12 protein-coding genes are annotated in these 16,686 nt (G+C 69.4%); 9 read left to right on the forward strand and 3 right to left on the reverse strand.

Going from position 1 to position 16,686, the window contains the following annotated elements; genetic code table 11:
• Positions 1 to 82: 82 nt before the first annotated feature.
• Positions 83 to 4,051, reverse strand: a complete 3,969-nt coding sequence (eccCa, locus tag CR470_RS18320; protein ID WP_097868661.1) for a type VII secretion protein EccCa — start codon at positions 4,049 to 4,051, stop codon at positions 83 to 85.
• Between the two features lie 282 nt (positions 4,052 to 4,333).
• Between eccCa and eccD the strand changes: the two genes are divergently transcribed.
• The 6 genes from eccD (at position 4,334) to CR470_RS18350 (ending at position 11,580) form a co-directional block, all read left to right on the forward strand.
• On the forward strand, positions 4,334 to 5,836 hold the full coding sequence (eccD, locus tag CR470_RS18325) for a type VII secretion integral membrane protein EccD (protein WP_097868669.1): 1,503 nt from the start codon (positions 4,334 to 4,336) through the stop codon (positions 5,834 to 5,836).
• Positions 5,837 to 6,099: 263 nt separating this feature from the next.
• Positions 6,100 to 6,390 (forward strand): 30S ribosomal protein S15, encoded by a 291-nt coding sequence (rpsO, locus tag CR470_RS18330; RefSeq protein ID WP_003965855.1) that lies wholly within the window; start codon positions 6,100 to 6,102, stop codon positions 6,388 to 6,390.
• A 322-nt stretch (positions 6,391 to 6,712) separates the two neighbouring features.
• Positions 6,713 to 8,929, forward strand: a complete 2,217-nt coding sequence (locus tag CR470_RS18335; RefSeq protein WP_097868662.1) for a polyribonucleotide nucleotidyltransferase — start codon at positions 6,713 to 6,715, stop codon at positions 8,927 to 8,929.
• A complete protein-coding gene (locus CR470_RS18340; protein ID WP_097868663.1) occupies positions 8,926 to 10,305 on the forward strand; it encodes a M16 family metallopeptidase in 1,380 nt (459 codons plus the stop codon). Before CR470_RS18335 ends, CR470_RS18340 begins: the two co-directional genes overlap by 4 nt.
• A gap of 17 nt (positions 10,306 to 10,322) precedes the next feature.
• Positions 10,323 to 11,075 carry a 4-hydroxy-tetrahydrodipicolinate reductase gene (gene dapB / locus CR470_RS18345; protein WP_097868664.1) on the forward strand — a complete coding sequence of 251 codons (753 nt, stop codon included), beginning with the start codon at positions 10,323 to 10,325 and terminating at the stop codon, positions 11,073 to 11,075.
• Positions 11,076 to 11,085: 10 nt separating this feature from the next.
• On the forward strand, positions 11,086 to 11,580 hold the full coding sequence (locus CR470_RS18350) for a hypothetical protein (protein ID WP_097868665.1): 495 nt from the start codon (positions 11,086 to 11,088) through the stop codon (positions 11,578 to 11,580).
• A 76-nt stretch (positions 11,581 to 11,656) separates the two neighbouring features.
• Here the strand turns inward: CR470_RS18350 and CR470_RS18355 are convergent, their stop codons facing one another.
• Positions 11,657 to 12,208, reverse strand: a complete 552-nt coding sequence (locus CR470_RS18355) for a hypothetical protein (RefSeq protein ID WP_097868666.1) — start codon at positions 12,206 to 12,208, stop codon at positions 11,657 to 11,659.
• Positions 12,209 to 12,302: 94 nt separating this feature from the next.
• Complete coding sequence (locus tag CR470_RS18360; RefSeq protein WP_003965849.1) at positions 12,303 to 12,542, reverse strand: hypothetical protein; 240 nt, start codon at positions 12,540 to 12,542, stop codon at positions 12,303 to 12,305.
• A 198-nt stretch (positions 12,543 to 12,740) separates the two neighbouring features.
• Between CR470_RS18360 and thyX the strand changes: the two genes are divergently transcribed.
• From thyX to CR470_RS18375, 3 genes are all read left to right on the forward strand, one after another.
• On the forward strand, positions 12,741 to 13,478 hold the full coding sequence (thyX, locus tag CR470_RS18365) for an FAD-dependent thymidylate synthase (RefSeq protein WP_097868667.1): 738 nt from the start codon (positions 12,741 to 12,743) through the stop codon (positions 13,476 to 13,478).
• 152 nt (positions 13,479 to 13,630) lie between these two features.
• Entirely contained in the window at positions 13,631 to 14,530 is a 900-nt protein-coding gene (gene dapA, locus CR470_RS18370; protein ID WP_097868668.1) for a 4-hydroxy-tetrahydrodipicolinate synthase, read from the forward strand.
• A gap of 146 nt (positions 14,531 to 14,676) precedes the next feature.
• Positions 14,677 to 16,362 carry a ribonuclease J gene (locus CR470_RS18375; protein WP_032792692.1) on the forward strand — a complete coding sequence of 562 codons (1,686 nt, stop codon included), beginning with the start codon at positions 14,677 to 14,679 and terminating at the stop codon, positions 16,360 to 16,362.
• Positions 16,363 to 16,686 lie beyond the last annotated feature (324 nt).

Below are 16,686 nucleotides of genomic sequence, written 5' to 3' on the forward strand. Positions count from 1 at the left end.
GCCGCTCAAGAGCATCGGATCGGGGGCGGGGCGCACGCGACATCCGTGCGCCCCGCCCCCCTCCGGGGCCCCCGGCCCGCGGCTACCCCTCCACCAGCCCCGTCTGCACCAGCGGGTTCCCCCGGCGCCGGGTGACGAAGATGCCCCGGCCCGCGGGCATCGGGCGCGGTCGTACGTTGCCGAGGATGTCGCCCTCGTTCGGGTCGCCCGACAGCATGACGCCCTGGGCGCCCAGCTCGATCATGCGCTGGAGGAAGGGCTCGTACAGGGCCCGGCTGGCCCCCGCCGTGTTGCGGGCGATGATGAAGCGGACGCCCACGTCGCGGGCGAACGGCAGTAGCTCCGTGATCGCTGACAGCGGGTTGCCGCTCGACGTGGAGACCAGGTCGAAGTCGTCGATGACGACGTACACCGTGGGCCCCTGCCACCAGCTCTGGTCGCGCAGCTCCTGCGCCGTGACGTCGGCGGACGGGGTGCGGCGCTTCATCAGGTCGTGCAGCGCCGCCATGTGATGTTCCATGTTGTTGGACATCGGGATGTACTCCGCCAGGTGCGACCGCGGGGTCACATCAAGCAGCGAACGCCGGTTGTCGATGACGAAGAGCTTGCAGGTGTCGCCGTCGTACCGCTCGGTCAGCTGCTTGATGAGCAACCGCAGCAGGTTGGACTTCCCGGACTCGCTCTCGCCGAACGCCAGGAAGAACGGGTCCTGTTCGAAGTTCAGGAACACCGGCTCCAGGTTGTTCTCGTCGATACCGAAGGCGACGCCGCGCTCCGGTACCGCGTAGCCGGGCGGGAGGTCGCTCGCCGGCAGCGCGCGCGGCAGCAGACGCACCGCCGGGGCAGGCGCGGCCGTCCAGTGGCGGGCGACTTCCTGGTTCATCGCCGCGGTGGCCTCCGACAGGTCGCTGTCGGAGTTGATGCTGTCGATCCGCGGCACCGCCGCCATGAAGTGCAGCTTCTCCGGGGTCAGGCCGCGGCCCGGCACCCCGGCGGGCACGTTGGCAGCCACCTTGCGGTCCAGTTCGGAGTCCATCACGTCGCCGAGCCGCAGCTCCAGGCGGTTCATGAGGTGGTCCTTCAGGCTGGCCCGCACCTCCATGGAACGCGACGCCGTGACGATCAGGTGGATGCCGTAGCCCAGCCCTCGGGCCGCGATGTCCGTGGCCGCCGTCTCCAGCCCCTCGTAGTCCGTCCGGAAGCTGCCCCACCCGTCGATGACCAGGAACACGTCACCCCACGGCTGGTCCGTCACCGAGATCTCACCACGCGCCCGCATCCTGCGGAACGTGGCGATGGAGTCGATCCCGGCGCTGCGGAAGTACTCCTCGCGCCGCGCCAGGATGCCGTACACCTCGGCGACCGTACGGCGTACCCGCTCGGGGTCGAGGCGGGACGCGATGCCGCCGACGTGCGGCAGACCCGAGATCGAGGACATGCCGCCGCCACCGAAGTCGAGGCCGTAGAACTGGACCTCCTCCGGCGTGTGGGTGAGCGCGAAGCCGGCGATGAGGGTCCGCAGCAGCGTCGACTTCCCCGACTGCGGCCCTCCGGTGATCTGCATGTGACCGGCGGCGCCGGAGAAGTCCCGGTAGAGGGTGTCGCGCCGCTGCTCGAACGGCTTGTCGATGACGCCCAGGGGCACGACCAGCCGGCCGGCCCCCTCGAAGCCGGGCTGCGTCAGCCCCCGGCCCTGCACCGGGGAGAGCCCCGGGAGCAGCTCGTCCAGGGACGGCGGATTGTCCAGCGGCGGAAGCCACACCTGGTGGGCGGAGGCCCCCCGGCCCTCCAGACGGCGCACGATCACATCGAGCACCGTGTCCGCCAGCGCGTCGTCCTGCGTCGAGCGCTGATCCGGTACGCCTCCGGACTGCGCCGCGGGCTGGACGTACCGCACCGGAACCGGCGCGGCGGTGAACGGAACAGGCCTGCGGTCCACCGGAAGCGGAGCACCCGGCGCGGCGGTCCGGTGCGCGCCCGAGCGGTACACCCCGGAGACGTACGCGGCCTTGAACCGGACCATCTCCTCCGTACCGAACTTGAGCAGCCCGGAACCGGGCACGTTGGGCAGGTGGTACGCGTCGGGCACACCGATCGCGGCCCGGGACTCGGCCGCCGAGAACGTCCGCAGGCCCACCCGGTACGACAGATACGTCTCCAGGCCGCGCAGCCGTCCCTCCTCCAGACGCTGCGAGGCCAGCAGGAGATGCACGCCCAGCGACCGGCCGATACGGCCGATCTGGACGAACATCTCGATGAAGTCGGGTTTGGCGGTGAGGAGTTCGCTGAACTCGTCGATGACCAGGACGAGCGAGGGGATCGGCTGCAGCGGCGCACCGGCCGCGCGTGCCTTCTCGTAGTCGTGGATGTTGGCGTAGTTGCCCGCGTCGCGCAGCATCTCCTGCCGGCGGTTGAGCTCACCGCTGATGGAGTCACCCATGCGGTCGACCAGCGTCAGGTCGTCCGCGAGGTTGGTGATCACGGCCGCGACGTGGGGCATCTGCGCCATACCGGCGAAGGTCGCACCGCCCTTGAAGTCGGCGAGAACGAAGTTCAGCGTCTCCGAGGTGTGGGTGACGGCGAGGCCGAGCACCAGCGTGCGCAGCAGCTCGGACTTGCCGGAACCGGTGGCGCCGACGCAGAGACCGTGCGGACCCATGCCCTCCTGAGCCGCCTCCTTGAGGTCCAGCATCACGGGCGCGCCGTCCTCGCCCACACCGATCGGCACCCGCAGCCGCTCCGCCTGCGATCGCGGCCGCCAGGTCCGGCTGACCTCGATCGAGGCGGCGTCCCCCAGGTTCAGCAGATCGGTGAACTCCAGGTTGGCCAGCAGAGGCTCGTCGTCGTCCCCGCCGGTGGCCATGTGCAGCGGGGCCAGCTGGCGGGCGAGCGCCTCGGCGGCCTCGTAACTCAGCAGGTCCGGAACCCCGTCGTAGACGAGCCCCTGGCCCGATTCCAGCTGCAGCGACGTCGGCTGCACCACGATGGAGAGGCCTCCGCGGGACCCGGTGACCTCACCCGGCACCACCTCGACGACCGTCACGCCCTGCAGGCCCTCCGCCGAGGCGAGCACCGACATGGGGGGCACCGACTCGCCGTCCAGGACCACCACGACGTGCGGCTGCTCCATGAGCGGCTGACCGCCGGGCTGGAAGCGGGGCCTGCCCTCCAGGCGGCCGGCCAGCAGCTCCTCCAGGGCCAGGGCGCTGGTGGTGATGAGGCGCCGGCTCCCCGCACCGTCCACAGGCCCGGAGGTCTGGGCGTGCGGGAGCCACTTCGCCCACTCCCACTGCGGCGCGGCCTCCGCACCGGTCGCGACCGCGATCACCAGGTCCTGGGGGGAGTGCAGAGAGGCCAGCCCGCCGACCACGGCCCGCGCCGCGGAGCGCGCGGAATCCGCGTGGCCGCTGATCGTCAGGTGGTAGAACGCCCGCAACGAGACGGCCATGGGCAGCCCGTCCAGCGTGGAGTGCGTCGCCAGGAACTGCTGCATCGCCCCGGCCGCCAGCGGCTCCAGTTCGTCCACCGGCGCCGTCTCGGGCGCGATGAGCGGCGTGGCCAGCTCCTGACTGCCCAGCCCGATGCGCACCTGCGCGAAGTCCGCGTCACCGGCACGCCGCTCCCACACCCGGCTGCCCTCGGCGACGAGCGCCCACAACTGCTCGGGAGAGGGGTGGAGGTAGAACTGCGCGTCCCGCTGCTTGCGGGCCGTCCTCAGCACCGTGCGCCGGGTCTGCGTCAGATACTTCAGGTAGTCGCGGCGCATGTCCGCCAGCTCACCCTGAGTGCCCCGCCGGTACCGCACGAGCATCGCGATGGCCATGGCCAGCGTCGAGGCGATCATGATCATGCCCATGATCCGCATGATCGGGTTCGGCGTCATGAAGAAGAAGACGACGGAACCACCCATGCCCAGCATCGGCAGGAGCTGCATCAGCGCCCCCTCCTGCTGGCCTCGGGGGAGTTCCGGCGGTGGTTGCAACTGCACCTGCTCGACCGGCACTTCGGTGGGCAGGGCCCGCGGTGGGCGCTTGACGACGATCTGGCTCACAGCTCACCAATTCCCTTGCCGGACGGAAGTGTTCCTATCGGCGCCCCCGTGGCGACGGGCTCCATCCGCGGGAAGGATCCTACTGGCGTGGCGGCGGCCCCATGGCGGTAGGGTGTCGCGACGCGTGTACGCATCCGCTAACTGTCGCGAGAAGACGGTCATTCGGGACGTGCGGTGCGATCCGTGGTCCCGGCGGTGTGTTTCCGGCAGAAGCGGACGCGACCCGGCGGAAGCGGCGCAGACAGCAGCAGAACAAGCCAGTAGGGGGAGCACCACGTGACCATGACGGCCCAAGCGGCAGCCACCGGACCCGGTCGGCAAAGTCACGGGACCCCGTCCGGCAGTGGCACCGGATTCTGCCGGGTCACGGTCGTCGCGCCCGACAGCCGTGTCGACGTGGCCCTGCCCGAGGACATCCCCGTAGCCGATCTGTATCCCGAGATCCTCCGGCTGTCCGGTCAGAGCCCCGCCCCCGGCGCACCGGTCGGCTACCACCTGGTGCGCCGCGACGGCACGGTCCTGGACAGCGCGCGTACGCTCGCCGGCCACCGCATTCTCGACGGCGAGCTGCTGTCGATGCGGCCCTTCTCCGAATCACTGCCCCCCGCAGTCTTCGACGACGTCTCGGACGCCGTCGCCACCGCCGTGGCCAAGGACCGCACGCTCTGGGGTGACGCCCTCATGCGCGGCGCCGGCCTCTTCGGCGGCTCCGTCCTGCTGGCCCTGCTCGGCTTCGTGCTGTGGACGGCCGACCCGCTCCACGACATGCACGGCCTGCCGGGAATCCTGGCGGCCGTCGTCGCCCTGCTCCTGCTCGCCTTCGCCTGCGTACGCGCGCGGGTGTACGACGACCGTGCCTCGTCGATCGCGCTCGGCACCGGCGCCCTGGTGAACGCCGCGGTGGCGGGATCCGGCCTGCTGCCTCCGAGCGCCGGGCAGGGCGTCGGACGGCTGCAGTTCCTGCTCGCCTGTGCGGCGGTCCTGGTCGTGGCCGTCATTCTGATGATCGTCGCGCCCGGCGGGGACGGGCCGTTCGTCGCGTTCGTCTTCGCGAGCGCCGTCGGCCTCCTGGTCACCTTCACCGCGATCCTCAGCGACATGAAGCCGATCGAGGCCGCCGCCGTGTGCTCCCCGCTCGCCGTGGGGGCCCTCGCCTTCCTGCCGGGGCTCTCCACCCGCTTCGCCCGGCTGCCCATCGGATTCGAGCCGCCCCGCACCACGGTCGGCGACTACGGAACCTCCGAGCCCGCGCCCTCGGGCCCGGTGGACGCCGTACGCCTCGCCGCCCAGGCGCGGCGCGGCCATGAACTGCTCCTCGGCCTGGTCGGCGGCTGCGCCCTGGTCGCCGTGGCGGCCGCCGCGGTGCTGGGGTTCTCGGACAACGTCTGGGGCCAGCTGCTCGCCCTGGCCACCGGGGTCGCCATGCTGATGCGCGCCCATCTCTTCCGCTACACGGCCCAGGTCGGCTGCACGCTCGCCGCGGGCCTCGGCTCCCTCGTCCTGCTGGGCCTGGGGCTGTCCCTCAACCCGCCGGTCGCCCTGGTGCGCGACGCGCTGCGGGGGGACGGCACCGCACTCGACATCCGTACGGTGTGGCTCGCCGCCGCGGTCGCCGGCGTCGCCGTCCTGATCACCGCCATCGGCCTGATCGTGCCGCGCAAGGGGGTGACACCGTTCTGGGGACGCTTCCTGGAGATCGCCGAAACGGTCGTCCTGCTGACGCTGCTACCGCTCTGCCTCGCGGTCTTCGACGTCTACCACTCGATCCGAGCACTCACCAGCTGATCATCAAAGGGGCGCCGGCCGATCGGCAAAGGGATGCCGGTCGATCGTCGGCGGGCGCCTGCTGATCAGAGGTGGGCGCCGGTGGATCGGCGGCGGGGCGTGACCCGAATGGCTGGTACTCTGTCCAGTGGCCGTTTGTGTACGCGTCCTCGGATCATCCTGGGGGCTGCGCTCATCGGACCTTCGCCTCCGAGTCACGGAAGCTCCCCTGAGATCAAGACCAGGGGCACTCGTGGGCGCTTCGAACATCAAGAGGAGTACGCGTGCCGCTCGACGCCGCTACGAAGAAGCAGATCATGTCCGAGTTCGCCCAGAAGGAGGGTGACACCGGATCCCCCGAGGTCCAGGTCGCCATGCTCTCCCGCCGGATCTCGGACCTGACGGAGCACCTCAAGACGCACAAGCACGACCACCACTCCCGTCGTGGTCTGCTGATCCTGGTCGGCCAGCGTCGCCGCCTCCTGCAGTACCTGGCCAAGAAGGACATCCAGCGCTTCCGTGCGCTCGTCGACCGCCTCGGCATCCGCCGTGGCGCGGCCGGCGGCGCCAAGTAAGGACGCTGTGGAAAGGGAGCGGTTCCCGCGTTTGAGGGGACCGCTCCCTTTGCCGTACGTGCACGACCGGTGTCAAGCTCAGTAACCTGGGTGCAGTGACACCCGCACGAGCGAGAACGCATCAAGCGGGAACGCACGAGCAACAACGCAACAACGAGGGAGAGGCGCGACGACGCCGCCGCCGGTCCTCGGTAGTGGCCCCCGGGAACATGCCCGGGAGCTTCGATCGAAGACCGGCCCGCATCCACGGTGCGCCTCTCCCGCACCGTCCCCCGCCACACGGGCGTGAGGACGAAAGACGACGAGTATGGAGAAATCACTAGTGGAGAACGAGACCCACTACGCCGAGGCCGTTATCGACAACGGAACCTTCGGCACCCGCACCATCCGCTTCGAGACGGGCCGCCTGGCCAAGCAGGCCGCCGGCTCCGCCGTCGCGTATCTGGACGACGACACCATGGTGCTGTCGGCCACCACCGCTTCCAAGCGGCCCAAGGACAACCTCGACTTCTTCCCCCTCACGGTGGACGTCGAGGAGCGGCAGTACGCGGCTGGCAAGATCCCCGGCTCCTTCTTCCGCCGCGAGGGCCGGCCCTCCGAGGACGCGATCCTCACCTGCCGCCTGATCGACCGGCCGCTGCGCCCCTCCTTCAAGAAGGGCCTGCGCAACGAGATCCAGATCGTCGAGACGATCATGGCGCTCAACCCCGACCACCTGTACGACGTGGTCGCGATCAACGCCGCCTCCTGCTCCACCATCCTGGCGGGCCTGCCCTTCTCCGGCCCGATCGGCGCCACCCGCGTCGCCCTGATCAAGGGCCAGTGGGTCGCGTTCCCGACGCACACCGAGCTCGAGGACGCCGTCTTCGACATGGTCGTCGCCGGTCGCGTCCTGGAGGACGGCGACGTCGCGATCATGATGGTCGAGGCCGAGGCCACCGAGAAGACCATCCAGCTCGTCAAGGACGGCGCCGAGGCTCCCACCGAGGAGATCGTCGCCGCCGGTCTGGACGCCGCGAAGCCCTTCATCAAGGCGCTCTGCAAGGCCCAGTCGGACCTGGCCTCCAAGGCCGCCAAGCCGGTCGGCGAGTTCCCGGTCTTCCTCGACTACCAGGACGACGTCTTCGAGGCGCTCTCCAAGGCCGTCACCTCCGACCTGACGCGGGCGCTCACCATCGCCGGCAAGCAGGACCGCGAGGCCGAGCTGGACCGCGTCAAGGAGATCGCCGCCGAGAAGCTCCTCCCGGCCTTCGAAGGCCGCGAGAAGGAGATCTCCGCCGCGTACCGCTCGCTGACCAAGAAGCTGGTCCGCGAGCGCGTCATCAAGGACAAGGTCCGCATCGACGGCCGCGGCGTCACGGACATCCGTACGCTCGCCGCCGAGGTCGAGGCCATCCCGCGCGTGCACGGCTCGGCGCTGTTCGAGCGTGGCGAGACCCAGATCCTGGGCGTCACCACCCTCAACATGCTCCGTATGGAGCAGCAGCTGGACACCCTCTCCCCGGTGACCCGCAAGCGCTACATGCACAACTACAACTTCCCGCCGTACTCCGTCGGCGAGACCGGCCGCGTGGGCTCGCCCAAGCGCCGCGAGATCGGCCACGGAGCGCTCGCCGAGCGCGCCATCGTGCCGGTGCTGCCCTCGCGCGAGGAGTTCCCCTACGCGATCCGACAGGTCTCCGAGGCGCTGGGCTCCAACGGCTCGACGTCCATGGGATCGGTCTGCGCCTCCACCATGTCGCTGCTGAACGCCGGTGTGCCCCTCAAGGCCGCCGTCGCCGGTATCGCCATGGGCCTGATCTCGCAGGAGATCGACGGCAAGACCCACTACGTCGCCCTCACCGACATCCTCGGTGCGGAGGACGCCTTCGGCGACATGGACTTCAAGGTCGCCGGCACGAAGCAGTTCGTGACCGCGCTCCAGCTCGACACCAAGCTCGACGGCATCCCCGCCTCGGTCCTGGCCGCCGCGCTGAAGCAGGCCCGTGACGCGCGTCTGCACATCCTGGACGTCATGAACGAGGCCATCGACGTCCCGGACGAGATGTCCCCGAACGCCCCCCGGATCATCACCGTCAAGATCCCGGTGGACAAGATCGGTGAGGTCATCGGCCCCAAGGGCAAGATGATCAACCAGATCCAGGAGGACACCGGCGCCGACATCACGATCGAGGACGACGGCACCATCTACATCGGTGCCCAGCAGGGTTCGCAGGCCGAGGCCGCCCGCGCCACGATCAACGCGATCGCCAACCCGACCATGCCGGAGGTCGGCGAGCGCTACCTGGGTACGGTCGTCAAGACCACCACCTTCGGTGCGTTCGTCTCGCTCATGCCGGGCAAGGACGGCCTGCTGCACATCTCGCAGATCCGCAAGCTCGCCGGTGGCAAGCGCGTGGAGAACGTCGAGGACGTGCTCGGCGTCGGCGCCAAGGTCCAGGTGGAGATCGCCGAGATCGACTCCCGCGGCAAGCTCTCGCTGATCCCGGTCGTCGAGGGTGAAGACGAGGACGAGAAGAAGGACGACACCGACAAGTGACGTCCCGTAGTTCCGCGACGACGGCCCGCACCTCCTCGGAGGCGCGGGCCGTCGCCCGTACCCAAACGCTTCTCCCGGGCAAGGACGGCATCGGAACCGTCCGCCGGACCGTCCTCCCCGGCGGTCTGCGGATCGTCACCGAGACCCTGCCCTCCGTCCGGTCCGCCACCTTCGGCATCTGGGCCAACGTCGGTTCCCGCGACGAGACACCCACCCTGAACGGCGCGACCCACTACCTCGAACACCTCCTTTTCAAGGGCACCGCCCAGCGCTCCGCCCTCGACATCTCCTCCGCGATCGACGCGGTCGGCGGCGAGATGAACGCCTTCACGGCGAAGGAGTACACCTGTTACTACGCGCGGGTCCTGGACACCGACCTGCCACTGGCCATCGACGTCGTCTGCGACATGCTGACCGGCTCGCTGATCGCCCCCGAGGACGTCGACGCCGAGCGCGGCGTCATCCTCGAGGAGATCGCGATGACCGAGGACGACCCGGGCGACTGCGTGCACGACCTGTTCGCGCACACCATGCTCGGCGACACCCCCCTCGGCCGCCCCGTCCTCGGCACCGTCGACACGATCAACGCGCTGAACCGCGGCCAGATCGCCCGCTTCTACAAGAAGCACTACGACCCCACGCACCTCGTCGTCGCCGCCGCGGGCAACGTCGACCACGCCACGGTCGTACGCCAGGTCCGACGGGCCTTCGAGCGCGCCGGGGCGCTCTCCCGCCACGACGCCGTCCCGATGGCGCCCCGCGAGGGATCCCGGGCGCTGCGCACCGCAGGCAAGGTCGAGCTGCTGAACCGCAAGACCGAGCAGGCCCACGTGGTCCTCGGCATGCCCGGCCTCGCCCGCACCGACGAGCGCCGCTGGGCCCTGGGCGTCCTCAACACCGCCCTCGGCGGCGGCATGAGCTCCCGCCTCTTCCAGGAGGTACGGGAGAAGCGCGGCCTGGCCTACAGCGTGTACTCGTACACCTCGGGCTTCGCCGACTGCGGCCTCTTCGGGGTGTACGCGGGCTGCCGGCCCAGCCAGGTCCACGACGTCCTCAAGATCTGCCGCGACGAACTGGACCGGGTGGCCACGCACGGTCTGGACGACGACGAGGTCGCCCGCGCCATCGGGCAGCTCTCCGGGTCCACCGTCCTCGGCCTGGAGGACACCGGCGCCCTCATGAACCGCATCGGCAAGAGCGAGCTGTGCTGGGGCGAGCAGATGTCCGTCGACGACATGCTCGCCCGCATCGCGGAGGTCACCCCCGACGACGTACGGGAGGTGGCGGGCGAACTCCTCACCCACCGCCCCTCGCTCTCGGTCATCGGCCCGCTCAAGGACAAGCAGGCGGACCGCCTCGACGAAGCGGTCTCCTAATCCCCTAAGGAATCAAGATGAGCAAGCTGCGCGTAGCCGTTCTCGGCGCGAAGGGCCGCATCGGCTCCGAGGCCGTCACCGCGATCGAGGCCGCCGACGACCTGGAGCTGGTGGCGGCCCTGGGCCGGGGCGACAAGCTGGAGACCCTCGCCGACGCCGGAGCCCAGGCCGTCGTCGAGCTCACCACCCCCGCGTCGGTGATGGGCAACCTCGACTTCTGCGTCCGGCACGGCATCCACGCCGTCGTCGGCACCACGGGCTGGACCGACGAACGGCTCGCGCAGCTGACCACGTGGCTGGACAACTCCCCGGCGACGGGCGTCCTGATCGCCCCGAACTTCTCCATCGGCGCCGTCCTGACCATGAAGTTCGCGGAGCAGGCCGCTCGCTACTTCGAGTCCGTCGAGGTCGTCGAACTGCACCACCCCAACAAGGCCGACGCCCCGTCCGGCACCGCCACCCGTACCGCCCAGCTCATCGCGGCGGCCCGCGCCAAGGCGGGCAGCGCGCCCCAGCCGGACGCCACCGCCACCGCCCTGGACGGCGCGCGCGGCGCGGACGTCGACGGCGTCCCGGTGCACGCGATCCGGCTCCGCGGCCTGCTGGCCCACCAGGAAGTGCTCCTCGGCGGCGAGGGCGAGACCCTCACCATCCGCCACGACTCCCTCCACCACAGCAGCTTCATGCCGGGCATCCTGCTCGGTGTTCGCCGCGTGGTGGCCACTCCCGGCCTCACGTTCGGCCTGGAACACTTCCTCGACCTGAACTGACTGAGCACCCATGCGCGCAAAGATCACCTACATCGTCACGGCCGCCGTCCTGGTCTTCTACTTCGTCCTGGTCGGCAGCCGTGGCCTGATGCTCATCCGGCACGGCACGCTGGTCACGATCACGTTCGGCGTCGCCGTGCTGATCCTGCCGGTGATCGGCGTCTGGTTCCTCTGGAAGAACACCCAGTTCGTCCGCCGAGCCAACGCCCTGGCCGCCGAGCTGGACGCTGAGGGCGGCCTGCCGGTCGACGAACTGACCCGCACCCCGTCCGGCCGCATCGACCGGGACTCGGCCGACGCGGTCTTCACCCGACGCCGCGAGGAGACCGAGGACGCCCCGGACGACTGGCGGACCTGGTTCAGGCTGGCGGTCGCCTACCAGGACGCGAGGGACACGCCGAGAGCCCGCAAGGCGATGCAACGAGCGATCGCCCTGCACGCGAACGAACCGGCACCTTCCCACCCGTCCGCCGAACCCGCACCCTCCGGCCCGTCCGGCGCCTGAGGACATCTTTCACGCCGTACGCAGATGAGCCCGGGACCCGTAAGGGCCCCGGGCTCATCCACGTACGGGCGACGGTTCACATCTGTCGGTACTCGTCGGCCCACGCCTCCACCGCGTCCGTGGCCCGCTCGAACGCTTCCTCACGCCCGAGGAAGTCCGCGTTGTGGTCGGTGGTCAGCGGCGGCAGCGTCTCACCTGAGCCTCGGACCACGATGAGCGCCTGGCCCTGGACCGTACGGGGAAGGCCCATCCACTTCACGGGTTGCTGGACCGTACGAACCGCGGACGTGCCGCTCCAGGCCACCGTGGTGGTCCGGAAGAACGCGACACGCCGTACACCGTGACGGCTGACCCACGCACCGACCCGCAGCAGTCGCAGGGCGGCGGCGATCAGCACACCGGCCAGGGCCAGACACACGGTGGCGCCCGAAGGCGCTCCGGCCACGCCGATGATCATGGCCGCGAGCAGAACGAACGAGGCCAGCAACAACAGGGTGGCCGCCGCCGCGACCCGCCACGGGCCGGGGCGGTAGGGCCGCCGCCAACTGTCGTGGTCGTCGAACGGCAGCGCGACGTCCTCCGCGCTCGCATCGAATGCGCGGTCGGCCGTCAGAAAGGGCAGGGGCACGACTCATCCTCACTCACAAGCACGCTCGATTGCTGTGCCCGGTGAGGCTACCGAGGGTGCGACCGGCCCGACCACCCCAGGGGGTCCGTACGAGTCAGCGGCCCTGTGACGCTTCGGACTGCTTGCCGTGCGCGGGGGACTGTTCGGAGTCGAGAGCCGGGAGCCCCAGCAGCAGAGAGCCCACGAGACCGGCGACCACGGTAAGCCCGACGAGCGACCGCCCCAGCAGTTCGGGAACGGTGGCGCGGGCCGAGGGAGGAGGGGTGACATTACTGCGGAATCGGTCGGACTCGGCGACGAACGAGAACGGGACGGCTTCACGCCGGCGGAACATGAGGAAACTCTCCTTGATCTCAGTGACGGGTGCTGCTAATGAGTCAGACGTACGAACGGCCCGATCGGTGCCCCGAATCGCCGTAACGTTTGAAGGACTCCACGAACGGCTGCCCGAGACCGCCGCGTACATGCGGCCGTCCGCCCGGCCCGTAAAGTGGTCGCCGCCCGAGCGACGCCATTGGAAGGACCCCTGTCGGTGACCGAAAATCCCGAACCCGCTAAGCCCCGCTTCCGCAGCGACGTCACCGTCGAGCTGGTGAAGAGTGACGCGCGCGACGCGGACGTGCTGTTCGCCGCGCGGGTCTCCACCGCCGGCGAGCAGTCGCTCGAAGAGGTCACCAAGGACCCCGAGCGCTCCAAGGGGCTCATCAACTACCTCATGCGGGACCGGCACGGCAGCCCGTTCGAGCACAACTCGATGACGTTCTTCGTCAGTGCCCCGATCTTCGTCTTCCGCGAGTTCATGCGGCACCGCGTCGGCTGGTCCTACAACGAGGAATCAGGCCGCTACAGGGAGCTGGACCCGGTCTTCTACGTCCCCGGAACCTCCCGCAAGCTGGTCCAGCAGGGCCGCCCCGGCAAGTACGAGTTCGTCGAGGGCACCGAGGATCAGTACGACCTGACGACCCGCGCCATGGAGGAGTCCTACCGGGCCTCCTACGAGGCGTACCAGGAGATGCTGGCCGCGGGCGTGGCCCGCGAGGTCGCCCGTGCGGTCCTCCCGGTCGGCCTCTTCTCCACGATGTACGCCACCTGCAACGCACGCTCCCTGATGCACTTCCTCGGCCTGCGCACCCAGCACGAGCTGGCGAAGGTGCCGTCCTTCCCGCAGCGCGAGATCGAGATGGTCGGCGAGCAGATGGAAGCCCACTGGGAGCAGCTCATGCCGCTCACTCATGCGGCCTTCAACAAAAACGGACGGGTAGCCCCGTAGGCGGTGTCCGTATTGCGGCGTTTCGAGAAGTTCATCTAGGCTGAACAAACGGACCCGGCACTGCTTGAACCCCCGAGCAGGCAGTGCCGGGCTCCTCTTCCCCGTCCCCCCGAGGGGACCCCGCGCGCTGAGCAGCGAGTAGCGTGTTACCCATGGCTCCGATCTCCACTCCGCAGACCCCCTTCGGGCGGGTCCTCACCGCTATGGTCACGCCCTTCACGGCGGACGGCGCTCTCGACCTCGACGGCGCCCAGCGGCTCGCCGCCCACCTGGTGGACGCAGGCAATGACGGCCTGATCGTCAACGGCACCACCGGTGAGTCCCCGACCACCAGTGACACGGAGAAGGACCAGCTCGTACGAGTGGTACTCGAAGCGGTCGGCGACCGGGCGCATGTCGTCGCCGGCATCGGCACCAACGACACCCGGCACAGCGTCGAGCTGGCCCGGACGGCCGAGCGCACCGGCGCCCACGGCCTGCTCGCCGTGACGCCGTACTACAACAAGCCGCCGCAGGAGGGTCTGCTCCGGCACTTCACCGCCATCGCCGACTCCACCGGCCTGCCGGTGATGCTGTACGACATCCCCGGCCGCAGCGGGGTGCCGATCGACACGGAGACCCTCGTCCGGCTGGCCGACCACCCGCGGATCGTCGCGAACAAGGACGCCAAGGGCGACCTGGGCCGCGCCAGCTGGGCCATCGCCGAATCCGGACTCGCCTGGTACTCCGGCGACGACATGCTGAACCTGCCGCTCCTCTCGGTCGGCGCGGTCGGCATCGTCTCCGTGGTCGGCCATGTGGTCACCCCCGAGCTGCGGGCCCTGATCGACGCGCACCTGAGCGGCGACGTCCAGAAGGCCACGGAGATCCATCAGAAGCTGCTCCCGGTCTTCACCGGGATGTTCCGCACCCAGGGCGTCATCACCACGAAGGCCGCCCTGACCCTCCAGGGACTCCCGGCCGGACCGCTGCGCCTGCCGCTGGTGGAGCTCAGCGCCCAGGAGACGTCCCAGCTCAAGATCGACCTCGCCGCCGGCGGGGTACAGCTGTAGTCACCGACTGCTGTGCACACAGACTTCACAACTGAACAGGCGAGGCGACTCGCATCGAGCACCACCCCAAGACAACAGCAAGTGCACGAATGACATGCGCGCCACGTGCCTCAGCGGTACGTGGCGTGCGTGGTAAGGAGAGTCTTTTGAGTCATCCGCATCCTGAACTCGGTACCCCGCCGAAGCTCCCGAAGGGCGCCCTGCGGGTCACCCCGCTCGGCGGCCTGGGCGAGATCGGCCGCAACATGACGGTCTTCGAGTACGGCGGCCGCCTGCTCATCGTCGACTGCGGCGTCCTCTTCCCCGAGGAGGAGCAGCCGGGCATCGACCTGATCCTGCCGGACTTCACCACGATCCGGGACCGCCTGGACGACATCGAGGGCATCGTCCTCACGCACGGCCACGAGGACCACATCGGTGGTGTCCCGTATCTGCTGCGCCTGAAGCCGGACATCCCCCTGATCGGCTCCAAGCTGACCCTCGCGCTCATCGAGGCGAAGCTCCAGGAGCACCGGATCCGTCCGTACACCCTCGAGGTCACCGAGGGCCAGCGCGAGCGCATCGGCGTCTTCGACTGCGAGTTCATCGCGGTCAACCACTCGATCCCGGACGCCCTCGCCGTCGCCATCCGCACCCCCGCGGGCATGGCCGTGGCCACCGGTGACTTCAAGATGGACCAGCTTCCGCTGGACGGCCGTCTCACCGACCTGCACGCGTTCGCCCGGCTGAGCGAAGAGGGCATCGACCTCCTCCTCTCCGACTCCACGAACGCCGAGGTTCCCGGCTTCGTGCCGCCGGAGCGGGACATCTCCAACGTCCTGCGCACGGTCTTCGCGAACGCCCAGAAGCGCATCATCGTGGCGAGCTTCGCCAGCCATGTGCACCGCATCCAGCAGATCCTGGACGCCGCCCACGAGTACGGCCGCAGGGTCGCCTTCGTCGGCCGCTCGATGGTCCGCAACATGGGAATCGCCCGGGACCTGGGCTATCTGAAGGTTCCCGCCGGACTGGTCGTCGACGTCAAGACCCTCGACGACCTCCCGGACGACGAGGTCGTGCTGGTCTGCACGGGTTCGCAGGGCGAGCCGATGGCCGCCCTCTCCCGGATGGCCAACCGCGACCACCAGATCCGGATCGTCCCGGGCGACACGGTGATCCTCGCGTCGTCCCTCATCCCGGGCAACGAGAACGCGGTCTACCGCGTGATCAACGGCCTGACCCGCTGGGGCGCCAACGTCGTCCACAAGGGCAACGCCAAGGTCCACGTCTCGGGCCACGCCTCGGCCGGCGAGCTGCTGTACTTCTACAACATCTGCAAGCCGAAGAACCTGATGCCGGTCCACGGTGAATGGCGCCACCTGCGCGCCAACGCCGAACTGGGCGCCCTCACCGGCGTGCCGAAGGACCACATCGTCATCGCCGAGGACGGCGTGGTCGTCGACCTCATCGACGGCAAGGCGAAGATCGTCGGCAAGGTCCAGGCCGGCTACGTCTACGTCGACGGACTCTCCGTCGGAGACGTCACCGAGACCTCCCTCAAGGACCGCCGTATCCTCGGAGACGAGGGCATCATCTCGGTGTTCATCGTGGTCGACAGCTCCTCCGGCAAGATCGTGGGCGGCCCCCACATCCAGGCCCGGGGCTCCGGCATCGACGACAGCGCCTTCGTGGCGGTCACGCCGAAGATCCAGGAAGCCCTGGACAAGTCGGCGCAGGACGGCGTGATGGAGCCCCACCAGCTCCAGCAGATGGTCCGCCGGGTCGTCGGCAAGTGGGTGTCCGACACCTACCGCCGGCGCCCGATGATCCTTCCGGTCGTCGTCGAGGTCTGACCCTCACGCTCGCCTGACCTGGAGCGGGGCCCCCGATTTGCATCGGGGAGCCCCGCTCCAGTACGTTTACGTCTCCGCCTGAACGGGAAGCACCACGCGCACTCGTGCGCTCGGATGAAGCTCCCGAGCAGGGTGGGAATTCCGACTCAGAATCTCTGATAAAGTCGGATCCGCCGAAAGGCAAGGCCGCTCGACAGGCCACCGGAAATCGAATTCGGGCCGGAAACGGAACGGAAAAGAGTCTGGTAAAGTCGGACTCGCCGAAAGGGAAAACGCGAAAGCGAAGAACCGGAAGGCGAGAAGGAAATGCGAGACCCGCTTCGA

Origin of the sequence: Streptomyces sp. rh34, from assembly GCF_002551245.1 — a bacterium.
GTDB lineage: Bacteria > Actinomycetota > Actinomycetes > Streptomycetales > Streptomycetaceae > Streptomyces.